At 66.8% G+C, this 14,391-nt stretch carries 14 protein-coding genes; 4 read left to right on the plus strand and 10 right to left on the minus strand.

Features of this window, described 5'->3' with window-relative positions; all coding sequences use genetic code 11:
• Nucleotides 1-122: 122 nt before the first annotated feature.
• The 4 genes from H7J73_RS02225 to H7J73_RS33800 form a co-directional block, all read right to left on the minus strand.
• Nucleotides 123-875, minus strand: coding sequence for a sirohydrochlorin chelatase (locus H7J73_RS02225; protein WP_435405407.1), 753 nt, complete (start codon nt 873-875; stop codon nt 123-125).
• Nucleotides 872-1,615, minus strand: coding sequence for a phosphoadenylyl-sulfate reductase (locus tag H7J73_RS02230; protein ID WP_264065602.1), 744 nt, complete (start codon nt 1,613-1,615; stop codon nt 872-874). The genes H7J73_RS02225 and H7J73_RS02230 overlap by 4 nt, the downstream gene beginning before the upstream one ends.
• A 15-nt stretch (nt 1,616-1,630) precedes the next feature.
• Complete coding sequence (locus H7J73_RS02235; protein WP_264065603.1) at nt 1,631-3,313, minus strand: nitrite/sulfite reductase; 1,683 nt, start codon at nt 3,311-3,313, stop codon at nt 1,631-1,633.
• Between the two features lie 111 nt (nt 3,314-3,424).
• The gene (locus tag H7J73_RS33800; protein ID WP_353961987.1) at nt 3,425-3,691 is read right to left on the minus strand and encodes an Ms4527A family Cys-rich leader peptide; all 267 of its coding nucleotides are present in this window, start codon (nt 3,689-3,691) and stop codon (nt 3,425-3,427) included.
• Here H7J73_RS33800 and hemW point away from each other — a divergent pair.
• On the plus strand, nt 3,624-4,796 hold the full coding sequence (gene hemW / locus H7J73_RS02240) for a radical SAM family heme chaperone HemW (protein WP_264065604.1): 1,173 nt from the start codon (nt 3,624-3,626) through the stop codon (nt 4,794-4,796). The genes H7J73_RS33800 and hemW overlap by 68 nt on opposite strands.
• A 156-nt stretch (nt 4,797-4,952) precedes the next feature.
• Here hemW and H7J73_RS02245 read toward each other — a convergent pair whose 3' ends face one another.
• Nucleotides 4,953-5,264: a type II toxin-antitoxin system VapB family antitoxin gene (locus H7J73_RS02245; RefSeq protein WP_264065605.1), complete on the minus strand. Its 312-nt coding sequence runs from the start codon at nt 5,262-5,264 to the stop codon at nt 4,953-4,955.
• 126 nt (nt 5,265-5,390) lie between these two features.
• Here H7J73_RS02245 and hrcA point away from each other — a divergent pair, with 126 nt between their 5' ends.
• The 3 genes from hrcA to H7J73_RS02260 are packed head-to-tail and all read left to right on the plus strand — an operon-like array spanning nt 5,391 to nt 8,373.
• Nucleotides 5,391-6,434, plus strand: a complete 1,044-nt coding sequence (hrcA, locus tag H7J73_RS02250; protein WP_264065607.1) for a heat-inducible transcriptional repressor HrcA — start codon at nt 5,391-5,393, stop codon at nt 6,432-6,434.
• Nucleotides 6,435-6,465: 31 nt separating this feature from the next.
• Nucleotides 6,466-7,617 carry a molecular chaperone DnaJ gene (gene dnaJ / locus H7J73_RS02255; protein ID WP_264065608.1) on the plus strand — a complete coding sequence of 384 codons (1,152 nt, stop codon included), beginning with the start codon at nt 6,466-6,468 and terminating at the stop codon, nt 7,615-7,617.
• Between the two features lie 9 nt (nt 7,618-7,626).
• Nucleotides 7,627-8,373: a 16S rRNA (uracil(1498)-N(3))-methyltransferase gene (locus H7J73_RS02260; RefSeq protein WP_264065609.1), complete on the plus strand. Its 747-nt coding sequence runs from the start codon at nt 7,627-7,629 to the stop codon at nt 8,371-8,373.
• A gap of 37 nt (nt 8,374-8,410) precedes the next feature.
• Here the strand turns inward: H7J73_RS02260 and H7J73_RS02265 are convergent, their stop codons facing one another.
• Genes H7J73_RS02265 through H7J73_RS02285 form a run of 5 tightly spaced genes read right to left on the minus strand, consistent with a single transcriptional unit; the run spans nt 8,411 to nt 14,130 of the window.
• Nucleotides 8,411-9,685, minus strand: coding sequence for an aspartate aminotransferase family protein (locus H7J73_RS02265; RefSeq protein WP_264065610.1), 1,275 nt, complete (start codon nt 9,683-9,685; stop codon nt 8,411-8,413).
• Nucleotides 9,682-10,548, minus strand: coding sequence for an amidohydrolase family protein (locus tag H7J73_RS02270; RefSeq protein WP_264065611.1), 867 nt, complete (start codon nt 10,546-10,548; stop codon nt 9,682-9,684). Before H7J73_RS02270 ends, H7J73_RS02265 begins: the two co-directional genes overlap by 4 nt.
• Nucleotides 10,545-11,558 carry an aldo/keto reductase gene (locus H7J73_RS02275; RefSeq protein WP_264065612.1) on the minus strand — a complete coding sequence of 338 codons (1,014 nt, stop codon included), beginning with the start codon at nt 11,556-11,558 and terminating at the stop codon, nt 10,545-10,547. The genes H7J73_RS02270 and H7J73_RS02275 overlap by 4 nt, the downstream gene beginning before the upstream one ends.
• Nucleotides 11,555-12,550, minus strand: a complete 996-nt coding sequence (locus tag H7J73_RS02280; RefSeq protein ID WP_264065613.1) for an aldose epimerase family protein — start codon at nt 12,548-12,550, stop codon at nt 11,555-11,557. Before H7J73_RS02280 ends, H7J73_RS02275 begins: the two co-directional genes overlap by 4 nt.
• Nucleotides 12,547-14,130 (minus strand): APC family permease, encoded by a 1,584-nt coding sequence (locus tag H7J73_RS02285; protein WP_264065614.1) that lies wholly within the window; start codon nt 14,128-14,130, stop codon nt 12,547-12,549. The genes H7J73_RS02280 and H7J73_RS02285 overlap by 4 nt, the downstream gene beginning before the upstream one ends.
• Nucleotides 14,131-14,391 lie beyond the last annotated feature (261 nt).

A 14,391-nucleotide genomic window follows, 5' to 3' on the forward strand; every position in this document is an offset into this window, starting at 1 on the left:
TGTACGCGGGAGGCGCGCTACAGTTACCACCCGTTTGCCGTTTCTGGGAACAGCCTGGGAGGACGGAGGCGGTGCCGGCAGCGGGCGTCGAGATGATCCGACGCGGCCGCGCGACCCGACGCTCAGGCGGCGGACTCGCACCGGGTGCCGGCGGCGATCACGTCGTCGAAGCGGTCCAGTACCGTGGCGGCCACCAGATTGTGCGAACCCAACGGTGCTGACATCCGAAGTCCTTGTCGAGCAGCGAATTCCGACACCCGATCGGTGATCCGGCCGGGCGCGAGGAACCAGGGCGCGATCACCACATGCTGCGCACCCCGCTGCTGGAGATCGCGAACGGCCTCATCGAGGTCGGGGCGTGGACCGGTCGCGAAAGCGACGTGAGTGCCTGCCCAGCGGGTGCCGGCCGCCAACGCCGAGGAGATGGTCGCGGTCTGTGCGTTGGCCACCGCGTTCGACGAGCCCACGGCGACCACGACGACACCGAGCCCCGGATCGGTGGGTGACGCTCCGGCTTCGGCCAGTCGATGCCGCAGCACCGCCAGCAGCGCCGGATCCTCGCCGAGCACGGCTGCCTGCCGCACCGCGCCACCCGAAGCCTCGATCACCGAGGGAATATCGACACGCGCGTGGTAGGCGTTTGCCAGCAGGAACGGCACCACCACACCGCCGGTGGTTGCGGCCAGCACGTCGCGCAGATTCGGATCGGTCTGCTCCAGGAACGCCACCTCGACGTCGAGCCAAGGCCGCAGCCGTCGGATCCGGCCGGCGACTGCGCGCGCCACTGCGGCCGACCTCGGGTCCGCGCTGCCGTGGGCAGTCAGGATCAACGGGGGGCTGACTCGGAACGACTCGGGAGGGCGACCCGGTGTCACGAGACGTGCAACCCGCACTCTGTCTTCGACAGCCCCTGCCAGCGGCCGCTGCGCGGGTCGGCGCCGGGGGCCGGCTTGGCCGTACACGGCGCACACCCGATCGACGGGTAGCCCTCGTCGACCAAGGGGTTCACCAACACCCCGTTGGCGTTCATGTACTCCTGCATATCGTCGTCGGACCATGCAGCCAGCGGATTGATCTTCACCAGCTTGAACGCCTCGTCGAAACTGATCAGCGGCGCGTTGGCCCGGGTCGGGGCCTCGACCCGGCGAACACCGGTGACCCACGCGGAGTAACCGCTCAACGCCTTGCTCAGCGGCTCGACTTTACGCATCCGACAGCACTCGTTGGGCTCGCGGGCGAACAGGTTCTTGCCGAACAACGTGTCCTGCTGCGCCACCGTGTTCTCCGGCGTGACGTTGACGATGTGCACGTCGTAAACAGACTCGACGGCATCCCGGGTGCCGATGGTCTCGGCGAAGTGATAGCCGGTGTCGAGGAACAACACGTCGACACCAGGGCGCACCTTCGCGGCCAGGTCCACCAGGACCGCGTCCTGCATGTTGGATGCGACGACGTAACCAGAAGCCGCCGCCTTCGCAGCTCCGGTGCCCGCCCCGAACATCTGGTCAGTCCAGCGCAAAAGTTCCTCGGCGCTGGCCCCCTCGAGTTCGGCCGCGCCGCGTGCCGCCAGCTCTCGCAGGTCCGTCTCCGTCAAACCGCTCACCTCAACAGTCATCGCTCGTCCTCAGGTTCAGCGCAAATCGGAATCGTCGGCTCGTACCGCCCACTGGGCGAAACGCTCACCGGACTCTCGTTGTTTCACAAAGTTGCGAACAACCCGGTCGATGTAGTCGCCGAGCTCGTCGCTGGTGACCTTGTGCTGGCGCAATTTGCGCCCGAAACCGCTGTCCAGGCCCAGGCTGCCACCCAGATGCACCTGAAAACCTTCGACGTGGTTGCCGTCGGCGTCCTCCACGATCAGGCCCTTGAAGCCGATATCGGCGATCTGGATCCGCGCGCACGAATTCGGGCAGCCGTTGATGTTCACGGTGACCGGGACGTCGAGCTGGCTGTTGATGTCCTCGAGCCGCTTCTCCAACTCGGGCACCAGCGTCTGGGACCGCTTACGGGTCTCGGCGAAGGACAGCTTGCAGAATTCGATACCGGTGCAGGCCATCAGGTTTCGCCGCCAGTGCGACGGCTGCGAGGGCAGGCCGAGGGCATCAAGGCCGGCACGCAGCTCTTCGAGCTTGTCGTCGGCGACGTCGAGGATCACGAGCTTCTGATACGGCGTGAACCGGATCCGGTCCGAACCGGCCGTTTCGGCGAGATCCGCCACCGCAGACAGGATCGTGCCGGAGACCCGGCCCGCGATCGGTGCGACGCCGACCGCGTTGAGTCCGTTCTTGAGCCGCTGGACGCCGACGTGGTCGATGGGGCGGGTGACGGGCTCGGGCGCTGGGCCGTCGATCAGGGGCCGCTTCAGATACTCCTCTTCGAGAACTTTTCTGAACTTCTCGATACCCCAGTCCTTGATCAGGAACTTCAGCCGTGCTTTCGCGCGCAGCCGGCGGTAGCCGTAGTCGCGGAAGACGCTGACCACGCCCTCCCAAACATCGGGCACTTCGTCGAGCGGCACCCAGGCACCGACCCGCTGGCCGAGCATCGGGTTGGTGGACAGGCCACCGCCTACCCACAGATCGAATCCGGGGCCGTGCTCGGGATGGTTGACGCCGATGAATGCGACGTCGTTGACCTCGTGCACGACGTCCTGCAGGCCCGAGATGGCGGTCTTGAACTTGCGCGGCAGGTTCGAATATTCCTTCTTGCCGATATATCGCTTCACGATCTCGTCGATGGCGGGGGTGCCGTCGATCACCTCGTCGAGCGACTCACCGGCCAGCGGTGACCCCAGCACGACACGCGGGCAGTCGCCGCAGGCCTCGGTGGTGTAGAGGCCGACCTCGTCGAGTCGGCGCCAGATTTCCGGCATATCCCTGACGTCGATCCAGTGGTACTGGACGTTCTCGCGGTCGGAGATGTCGGCGGTGTCGCGGGCGAATTCGGTGGAGATACCGCCGAGGGTGCGCAGCGCCGCGGCCGTCAGGGCCCCTCCGTCGCAGCGGACCCGCAGCATGAAGAACTCGTCTTCGAGCATGTCGGTGTTGTCGTCACCGGTCCAGGTGCCGTCGTAACCGGGCTTGCGCTGGGTGTAGAGACCCCACCAGCGGAACCGGCCGCGCAGGTCGCCCTTGTCGATGCTCTCGAAGCCACCCTTGGCGTAGATGTCCTCGATCCGAGCCCGCACGTTGAGCGGGTTGTCGTCCTTCTTGGCCTGCTCATTGGCGTTGAGTGGCTCGCGGTAGCCGAGGGCCCACTGGCCTTCGCCCTTGGGGCGCTTGACGGGTTTCGGCTTGGGGTCTGCAGTTGTCATGGAGTTCGGCCCTTCGAAAGGGCTGGCGTGAATCGCGCACACGAACCGGTGGCTGTTCCGGCGGCGCAGATCCGACGGCCAGCTGAAGTACAGATGGTCAGGTCTACGGCGTTAAGGCCGACAGGTGCAGCTACACACACGCTTGAAATCGACGTGCCGACGCACCACCAGCGAGACGCCGTGCTTCACACTGCGGGCTGTGGACACCGGGCCCATTCTGCCATGAATCGCGGTACCCCTCCTAACCGGCCAATACTTTCGTTCAGCGTGAGCGAAATGCTCCCCTTCGCTGGTCTGGGAGACTTGTTCGATGGCGGTCAGCTCGGACATGGCGAGCCCGCTCGAGCTGACACTGCGGCCGGGCGGGCCGTTCGGCATCTATGTCCATGTGCCGTTCTGCGCCACGCGCTGCGGCTACTGCGATTTCAACACCTACACACCCAGTGAACTGGGCGGCGCCAACCCCGACGGCTGGCTCGAAGCGCTTCGGGTCGAACTGGACCTGGCGGCGGCTGCGTTGCCCGCGCCGCCGGTGGACACCGTCTTCGTCGGCGGCGGCACTCCGTCACTGCTCGGTGGGGACGGCCTGGCTGCGGTGCTCGATGCCATCCGCTCGAGCTTCATGCTGGCTCCCGACGCCGAAGTCACCACCGAAGCCAACCCGGAGTCGACGACACCGGCACTGCTGAACCGGATTCGTGATGCCGGCTACACCCGGCTGTCGTTGGGCCTGCAGTCGATGGCACCGAACGTGCTGGCAGTTCTCGACAGGGTGCACTCGCCCGGGCGGGCGCTGCAAGTGGCCCGCGACGCCGCGATCGCGGGTTTCGAGCACGTCAGCATCGACCTCATCTACGGCACCCCGGGTGAATCCGACGACGACCTGCTGCAGTCGGTCGATGCGGCCATCGGCGCAGGCATCGACCATCTCTCGGCATATGCGCTGGTGGTCGAGGACGGGACCGCGCTGGCCCGGCGGGTACGGCGCGGCGAGATGCCACTGCCCGACGACGACGTCCTGGCCCGGCGCTACGAGCTGCTGGACGAGCGCCTGTCGACGGCCGGCCTCGACTGGTACGAGGTATCGAACTGGAGTCGGGCCGGCGGGCAGTGCCGGCACAACGTGGGTTACTGGAACGGTGGCCAGTGGTGGGGAGCCGGGCCGGGCGCACATGGCTATATCGGTCATCACCGGTGGTGGAATGTGAAGCACCCCAACACCTATGCCGCAACTCTCGGGCAGGGCGCGCTGCCGGTGGCGGGATTCGAGGAGCTCGACAGCACCGATAGACATACCGAGGACGTGCTGTTGCGGATCCGATTGCGCAGCGGCCTGCCGCACGCGGTGCTGCGGCCAGATGAATTGCTTCGTGCCGAAAGCGCTGTCGCTGAAGGACTTCTGGTGCACGAAGGTGACCGGCTGGTATTGACCGACCGGGGCCGACTGCTGGCCGACGGAGTGGTGCGCCGGCTGTTGGGCTAGTCGAGTCGACCGATGCCGCCGAGGGACGAGGCGGTTGAGGAGCGAGACAGGCCGAGGGACGAGGCGGTTGAGGAGCGAGACAGTAGAGCTAGTCGAGTCGACCGATGCCGCCGAGGGACGAGGCGGTTGAGGAGCGAGACAGTAAGGCCCGAGAACTCAGCTTGGCGGGAGTCCGCCGTCCATATCGAAAACCCGGGCATGCAGCACCGTGCGGTTTCGCAACGCCGCCCGCACCGCGCGGTGTAGCCCGTCTTCGAGATAGACAATGCCTTTCCACCGAACCGCATGCGGGAAGAGGTCGCCGTAGAACGTCGAATCCTCGGATAGCAACCGGTCCAGTGCGAGCACCGTCGTCGTCGTGACCAGTTCATCGAGGCGGATCTGCCGGGGTGGTATCTGTGACCAGTCGCGGTAGGACAACCCATGCTCGGGATACGGCTTGCCATCACGGACACCCTTGAAAATCATCCGCGCATTGCCCTTTTTCCGGTCCCCCGACTGGACGTGGTCATGCCGAAAGGCTAGCCGTTACCGGCGGAAATGCCACTGGACAGTAAACTGGGACGACCGGGAGGTGAACAGCGAGGTGAATTGATGGGCAGTGCGGACGATCGTCGGTTTGAGGTATTGCGGGCCATCGTCGCCGACTTCGTTTCCACCAAGGAACCGATCGGCTCCAAGTCTCTGGTGGACCGCCACAATCTCGGTGTTTCCAGCGCCACGATCCGCAACGACATGGCCGTCCTGGAGGCCGAGGGGTACATCACCCAGCCTCACACCAGCTCTGGACGAGTGCCCACCGAAAAGGGTTACCGCGAGTTCGTCGACCGCCTGGCCGACGTCAAACCGCTCTCGACTCCCGAGCGGCGCGCCATCCTGACTTTCCTGGACACCGGCGTCGATCTCGACGACGTGCTGCGGCGTGCGGTCCGGCTGCTGGCGCAGCTGACCCGGCAGGTCGCCGTCGTCCAATATCCGACGCTGTCGGCATCGACGGTGCGCCACCTGGAGGTGGTGGCGCTCTCCCCGGCCCGGTTGCTGATGGTCGTCATCACCGACTCAGGCCGGGTGGACCAGCGCATCGTCGAACTCGGCAACGTCATCGAGGATCACCAGCTTTCCCAGCTGCGCGAGCTGCTCGGTCAGGCCCTGGAGGGCAAGAAGCTTTCCGCAGCCTCGATCGCGGTCGCCGACCTGGCCAGCCAACTCGACGGCGGCGGCGGACTGGGCGACGCGATCGGCCGTTCGGCGACGGTGCTGTTGGAATCACTCGTCGAGCACACCGAAGAACGCCTGCTCATGGGTGGTACCGCCAACCTGACCCGCAATACCGCGGACTTCGGTGGCTCGCTGCGGTCGGTGCTGGAGGCACTTGAGGAGCAGGTCGTCGTGCTCAAGCTCCTTGCCGCCCAGCAGGAGGCCGGCAAGGTGACGGTGCGAATCGGTCAGGAGGCCCAGGCTGCGTCGGGAGCCGAGGAGATGGCCGGCACTTCGGTGGTTTCGACGACGTACGGCACAATAGACACCGTCTACGGCGGCATGGGCGTGCTCGGGCCCACTCGGATGGACTACCCGGGAACCATTGCCAGTGTCGCTGCGGTTGCTATGTACATCGGCGAAGTTCTGGGCGCCCGTTAGGGCTGCCGACCAACAGAAGTGTGGGGCAAGAGTGGCACGCGATTACTACGGTCTGCTCGGCGTGAGCAAGGGCGCGAGCGATTCGGAGCTCAAACGCGCCTACCGCAAGCTGGCTCGCGAGCTGCATCCTGACGTCAACCCCGACGAAGGAGCCCAGGCCAGGTTCAAGGAGATCTCCGCCGCCTACGAGGTGCTCAGTGACCCGGAGAAGCGGCGCATCGTCGACCTCGGTGGAGACCCGCTGGAGAACGCCGCGGCCAACGGCGGTGGCTTTTCGGGTGGCTTCGGCGGTCTGGGTGACGTCTTCGAGGCATTCTTCGGCGGCGGCGCGGCGTCGCGGGGCCCGACCGGCCGGGTGCGCCCCGGTTCCGACTCGCTGCTGCGGATGCGGCTTGACCTGACCGAATGCGCTACCGGTGTCACCAAACAGGTCACTGTCGATACCGCGATCCTCTGCGATAAATGCCAGGGCAAGGGCACCAACGGCGATTCCACCCCGGTGTCCTGCGACACCTGCGACGGCCGCGGTGAGGTGCAGAGCGTGCAGCGGTCACTGCTCGGCCAGGTGATGACGTCGCGGCCGTGCCCGACCTGCCGCGGTGTCGGTGAGGTTATTCCCGATCCGTGTCACCGCTGCGGCGGCGACGGTCGGGTTCGGGCCCGGCGCGATATCAGCGTGAAGATCCCAGCGGGTGTCGGCGACGGGATGCGCGTTCGGCTGGCCTCCCAGGGTGAGGTCGGCGCGGGCGGCGGCCCGGCTGGTGACCTGTACGTCGAGGTCCACGAGCAGGCCCACGACATCTTCATCCGGGACACCGACGACCTGCACTTCACCGTCGAGGTACCGATGGTCGACGCCGCCCTGGGGACCACGGTCACTGTTGATGCCATTCTCGACGGCCTCACCGAGATCACCATCCCGCCGGGCACCCAGCCGGGCTCAGTCACCACCCTGCGTGGGCACGGAATGCCCCATCTGCGCTCGGGGGTGCGCGGTGATCTGCACGCCCACATCGACGTCGTCGTACCGGCGCGGCTCGACAGCCAGGACACCGAACTACTGCGCCAGCTCAAGGCCCATCGCAGCCGCGACGTGGCCGAGGTCAAGTCCACGCATGCGACCGCCGGCGCTGCCAACGGCGGCATCTTCAGCCGACTACGTGAGACCTTCAGCGGGCGCTGAGCGCGCCTGATGTCCGGGCCGCTGTTCTTCATCGACTGGGTGCCCGACGAGGGTGCACTCGCCGTCCTCGACGGTGACGAAGGTTTCCACGCCGCGTCGGTCCGCCGGATCCGGGTCGGCGAGCGTCTTGTGCTCGGTGACGGAGCGGGCGAGTTGGCCGAGTGCGTGGTCGAGGAGACGACCAAGCAGAGTCTGTCCGCGCGCGTCGTTTCCCGCTGGGCCGCGGTGGCGCCGCAGCCTCCGGTGACCGTCGTGCAGGCGATCCCCAAAGCTGAACGTGCCGAGCTGGCAATCGAATTGGCGACCGAAGCGGGCGCGGACGCCTTCCTGGCGTGGCAGGCGTCGCGCTGCGTGGCCCGCTGGGACGGCCCCAAAGCCGACAAGGGCCTGCGCCGCTGGCGGGCGGTGGCGCGCTCGGCGGCCCGGCAGTCGCGGCGCGGCTTCATCCCGGGCGTCGACGGCGTGCTGTCGACCGCAGCGCTGGCGCAACGGATCCGCGATGACGTGGCCAGGGGAGCGCTGGTGCTGGCGCTGCACGAATCGGCCGCTGTTCCGCTCACGGAACATCCAGTGGCAGAGGCTGATTCGCTGGTCCTGGTGGTCGGCCCCGAGGGGGGTATCACCGATGAGGAGATCGCCGCGTTCACCGCGGCGGGCGCGCATGCCGTCCGCCTCGGTCCGACCGTGCTGCGTACCTCGACCGCCGCGGCGGTGGCTCTCGGCGCGCTGGGTGTGCTGACGTCGCGCTGGCGCTAGCTGCGCGGCGATCAACGCACATCACCCTGATATGTGCTCAGCCCTGGGTGAACTCGGACAGGGCGGCGTCGAAACGCTTCACCGTTTCGTCGACATCGTCGATGGTGTGCGCAGCCGACACATACCAGATGCCGCGGTAGGCAACCCAGATCCCGGACGTGATGAGTTGGTTCGCGAATCGCCCATAGCGCCGATCGTCGATGGCCTGCAGCTGTGGGTAACGGGTGATGGGTTCGGCGCCGGAGTCGAATCGGGCGTGGAAAGCCATCGGGAGGCCCTGGAATCTGATGGGTACGTCGTGGTGATCCACCAGCGCCGTCAGGGCCTCGATGAGGGCGCTACCGACCGTTTCGACGTGCCGGTAGACACTGCGGTCTTCGAGCTCGTCGAGCGAGGCCAACACCGCTGCCGAGGCTATGGTGTTGCCGTTGAAAGTGCCTGCGTGGGTCAGCGCGCCGGTGGCGACGTCGGCGAACAACTCGTGTCGTCCGACCAGCGCGGCACAGGGCCACCCTGCGGCCATCGCCTTGCCGTAGACAGCCAGATCCGGTGTGACACCGAAGAGTTCGGCGGCACCCCCGAGTGACACCCGAAATCCGGAGATGGTCTCATCGAAGATCAGCACGATGCCTGCTCTGCTGCACAGATCGCGTACATGCTGCAGATAGCCCTCAGCCGGGACGATGGCGCCGGCGTTGAGCATCATCGGCTCCATCACGACGGCGGCGATGGTGTCACCATGTTCGGCGAGGGTCGCGGCGAACGCTTCGGCGTCGTTCCATTCGATGGTCACCGTGGGGTCGAGGGCGTCGGCGATTTGTCCGAGGCTGCCCGGCAGGGCCTGGGCGCCGTCGGAACGGATCTGGATGTTGTCGAACCAGCCGTGATAGTGCCCGTGGAAACGCAGGATGGAGCGGCGGCCCGTCGCGTTGCGGGCGATGCGCATTGCCGCTTGGATCATCTCACTGCTGGAACTGCCGAAGCGTAGCTGGTCGGCCCATGGCAGGACGGCCAGGATGCGTTCGGCGGCTTCGATCTCGCGGCGATGGGTGGCCGCGTAGATGATGCCATCGTGTTGGGCGGCAACGATTTTCTCCACCACGCGAGGCGGGGCGTAACCGAGGAAGTTGGGTCCTTGACCGAGCAGATAGTCGAGGTATTCGGTGCCGTCGGCATCCCAGAGCCGGCAGCCCCTGGCCCGTTCGACGATCAGGTGCGGGTTGAGCAGGCGGGTGTTGCTGCTGACGCCGCCTGCCAGCACGCGCTTGGCTCTCTGCTGTAGGTCGTGTTGGGTTGTGGTGGCGGCACTCATTGCTGGTCTCCTGGGCTGGCGTCGGGGGGCTGATAGAAACGCAAGGCGTTGTCGTTGAGAATGTTTCGGCGCTCGCCGTCGCTGAGGGCGAGTAGACTGCGGTTCGCTGCGGCCAGCACCTGGGTGTAGCTCGCGGCTAGTTCGCAGACCGGCCAGTCGGAGCCGAACATCAGCCGCTGAGCGCTGAATGAGCGGATCAGGTGTTCGACGTACGGCTGCAGGTCCGTGGGCGTCCAGCTGGTCCAGGACGCTTCGGTGACCAGCCCTGAGAGCTTGCACCAGACGTTCGGGTTCAGCGCCAGGTCGCTGATGCCGTCGGCCCAGTCCTGGTGCCAGCCTTGGGCGATCGGAGGTTTGGCGCCGTGGTCGACGACGAAGCGCAGCTGTGGGTGGCGACGCGCCAGAGCGTTTGCGGCGCCGAGTTCACGGGTGGTGATCTCCAGATCGAAGGTCAATCCTCGATCGGTGAGTGCTCGCAGGGCGGTGTCGACGTCATCGCGGAGCAGCCAGTGTGGGTCGGGTTCGTCTGCGACACCGTGGCGCAGACCGACTAGGTGTTGCCCACCGGGGCCGGTCCGCAGCATGTCGATCTGGGCGGCGGCATCGGGGGCGGTCAGATCGGCCCACCCAACCACTCCGACGATTGTCGTTGTGCGGGTGCATAATTCGAGCAGCTCGACGGTCTCGGCGAGATCGGCCCTGACCTGTACGACGATGGTTGCGCTGACACCGGCGGCGCGCAGCTGCGGGAGTAGATCGGCCAGGTCGTAACGTCGGCGTAGCACGGCGAAATCCCCAGTCATCCAGGGGTATTCGCCGACGGCGGGGTCCCACAGGTGGTGGTGGGCGTCGACGATGGTCACGGGTCGGCGGGTGTCGGTGCGTCGGCGGCGATCAGCTGCTCGGCCTTGAGGTCATCCCACAGTTCGGGGGGAATCGGCTGGTCGAACAACGTCGCGTTCTCGGTGATCTCAGCGCGGCTGCGGGCCCCGGTGAGCACCGCCGCGATGGCGGGGTGGCCCATGGGGAACTGCAAGGCGGCGGCTTTGAGCGGGACATCGTGGCGTTGACAGAGGGCGGCCAACTGCCGGGCGCGGGCGATCAGGTCAGGCGGTGCGGGGTCATAGTTGTAACGGGCGCCGGGGCCGGCATCGGCCAACAGGCCGCTGTTGAACACGCCCCCGGCGACGACGGCGATGCCGCGCTGAGCGCACAGCGGTAGGAAAGACTGCAGCGCAGCCTGTTCCATCAGGGTGTACCGGCCGGCGAGCAGGAACAGGTCCGGATCGGATTCCCGGGCGAACCGCTCCAGCGCCGCGGTCTGATTCATCCCGGCGCCGATCGCACTGACGACCTTCTGCTCACGCAGTTCGATCAAGGCGGGGAATGCGGTGGCCAAGGCCTCGTCGACATAGTCGTCAGGATCGTGGACCAGCGCGATGTCCAGGCGGTCGGTACCCAGCCTGGTCAGGCTTTCCTCGATGGACCGCAGCACCCCGTCGCGGGAGTAGTCGTAGACGGTGGCCACGTCGGGGGCGCCGGCGTCGTACGGGCGGCCGGTGGAGTCGTAGTCGTCGGGGTGCTGTGGTGCGTCGGCGCGTAACAGTCGGCCGACCTTGCTGGACAGCACGTAGTCGTCGCGGGGGTAGCCCGCCAGGCCGCGGCCCAGGCGGACCTCGCCATTACCGCGCCCGTATTGCGGGGCAGCGTCGAAGTAGCGCAATCCCAGTGCCCAGGCCGCCTCGACCGTGTCCTGCGCGGTCTCGTCGCTGACTTCGGTGTACATCCCGGCGATCGCGGTGGCCCCGAAGCCCAGTGCCGTCACGGTCACCGGCGTCCGGCCCAGTCGGACCGGGGTGTCGTGCGCCGTCATCGGACAGACCCGTCGGGGCGCAGTTCGGTGACGGTGTCGACTCCGTCGTAGAACGCGGCGACGACCTCGGTGGTCTGCGTGGCACCGGGATCCAGCAACCGGGCCCGGCCGGCGGCGACAGCTTCGTCCAGTGGGCTGGGGTAGCCGGTCCAGGGTTCGATCAGAGCCTGGTGATAGCCGCGCCATCCGCCGTAGACCAGGCAGAACCATACGACCGGGAACAGCTCGTGGTCGAAGCACAGGCCGAAGCCGCGGCGATCGGCGGTGTCGGTGGCGGCGACCCATCCTGCGGTCAGTCCGGTCAGGTAGTGCAAGGCGAACGCCCCGGTGTCAATATCGTCGGCGCGACGCAGGTCGCGGCCGCGCAGGGTGGGCCAGTCATAGTCGTCGCCGGGGCACCCGAGCAGCTCACCGCCGGCTTCGTCGACGAGCCCACGGGTGGCGGGGATGTCGAAGCGCATGCCGGGCCGGATTGCCAGGCTCGGGTGGATGCCCCAGTTGTAGTCGAAGGGCATGGTGCCGATGTTGCGCAGGGTGTAGCTCAACGTGAAGCGCTGCTCGTCGGAGCGCAACGTGATGGTGCGGGTCAGTTCGGCCGGGGTGATCGGTGTGCGCACCGTGGTGGTCAGCGCGACCGAGTCGGTGTCGCGATGGATCTGGTAAGTAGCTGGGGCGGTCCAGATCTCGCCCATGTAGGGCAGCAGGTCCCCGTACCGGTTGCGGCTGGCGCGGCCGCCGGGAAAGGCGTCGTCCCAGCCGCCGGCCCAGTGGTCGTCGAAATCGGCGTGCACCGCCGCGACGTGCGGGGCGACGCGCGGCGACTTCCACAACACGTCGACATCGCGGTGTTTGTCGAGGACCCGAAAGATGTTGGCACCGCGCTGCGGTAGCACGTCGAGGGCCAGGTGCTCGTTCTGCAACCGCACCACCTGCAGGCCGTGATAGGTCCAGTGCTCGTCGATGTCGAGGTGGGATTGCCCGCGGGCCGTCACGGGGTTGCGCCGTCTGCGGCGACCGGGGTGGACGCGGGCGTGTGGTGGTCGTGGCGGTTCAGGTGCTCGTCGACTTCCTCGACCGCGACGGCCAGGTAGCCGGCTTCGGTGGCCAGTCCTTCGTCGTGACTCAAGGACTCGGCGATCCTGCGGGTGGTCTTCGGGGCGGCCACGATGACCACGATGATGGCGATCACCCAGATCGCGGCGATGATGATGTTGGCCCGGCCGGGTGCGGTCGTGGGCCAGGGGGAGACGTTACGGACCATGGTGTATCCGATCACGCCGACCGCCAGGACGGGCACTACGTAGTCCAGGATGGCGGCCTTGTGGCCCTGGCGTGGCGCACGGACGCAGAGGTAGTACCACGCCCCCACCGAGAACAGCGCATAGGCGACCAGCAGCACCAGCGTGCCGACCGTGCCGGACCAGGCGAACAGGTCGAACGCGGCGTCGGTGACGGCCAGCCTGATGAGCACGATGATGGCTGCGGCCAGGCCGCATACGAAAAGTGTTGCAGTGACTGGTGTTCCGGTCTTGGCGGAGACCTTGGTGAATCCGCGGTGTTCGAGCGCGCCGCGGTTCAGTGCGAACAGCAGCCGGGATGCGGCGACGGCGGTGGCCAGCGCGCAGCCCATGGCGGAGATGGCGGTGCCGAGTGTCACCAGGTCACCGACGACGGGAGCGACGTATTGCTCGCCGAGTGTCCCGAACAGTGAGGCCGACTTGGAGAACGCGTCGACTCCGGCGGTGTCCGTGCCGAAACCCAGCATCTCCACGGTGGTTCCGACGATGTAGAACAGTCCACCGAACAGTGCCACGCCGAAGATGGCGATGGGGATCGCACGCTTGGGGTTGGTGGTCTCTTCACCCAGTGAGGCGGCTGCTTCGAAACCGGCGAACGACAGGAACCCGAACACGATGCCCAGAAACAGTGTGCTGGTCGATATCCCGGGTGGGACGGTGAACATGTCCAGGGTGAAGTGCTGGCCGCCGGGAGCGGTGCCGCCGACGACGCGCACCACGACCACCACTGCGATGATGGCGATCACCGCGGTGGTACAGATTTCCACCCACAGCAGGGTGGCCATCGATTTCTTCACCGGCGAGATGGCCAGTAGCGTGGCGATGCCGACCGCCACCAGCGCGATGATCCAGGGCACGATCGCCGGTGTCGTGTCATACACGCCGAGGCCGCGCAGGAATTCCGCCCCGAAGATGCCTGCGGTCATCGATGTGGTCAACATGAAGCTGAGGTAGGCACCGAACAGCGACCAACCGGCCACCACCCCGGCCCTTGGCCCAATCGTGATACCCGTCAGGCCGAACACCGACCCGGCATGGCTGAGCCGGCTGCAGACCCGAGCGAATCCGTAGGCGACCAGCAGCACGCCGACCGTCGCGAGCACGAATGTCAGCGGGACCGCACGGCCGACCGTCGCGCCCGCACCTTGGGGGTTGATGTTGATCGCCAGGCTGGCACCCATGGCGGCGACCGACAGCGAGATCGCCGCCCAGGTCGCCAGTGTCCGTCGTAGTTTGGGCTGTGTTCCCGTCGAAGATTGTGCTGTGGAGGTCATGGTTCCCATTTCTCGTGCGACGGCGTGGCCGTGGATCGCCGGTCATGTGCGGCATCGTGCCGCTTGAGCACCTGCCCGGTGACTGACACGCCAACGCAACGTTGCGAGGAACCCACCGTTCGGAGTGCGTTGACCGTATGACCGTCCGCGGGGCGACACAATGACGAAGCTGCCGCTGGATTGTTCGGTGAGAGCGAACTATTTCGTGTGCGTGCCGCCGGCGGCAATGTGTCGCCGTGAGTTGGCGCCCGGGAAATGTTG

The sequence above is a fragment of the Mycolicibacterium komossense genome (assembly GCF_025822605.1).
GTDB classification, from domain to species: Bacteria; Actinomycetota; Actinomycetes; order Mycobacteriales; family Mycobacteriaceae; genus Mycobacterium; species Mycobacterium komossense.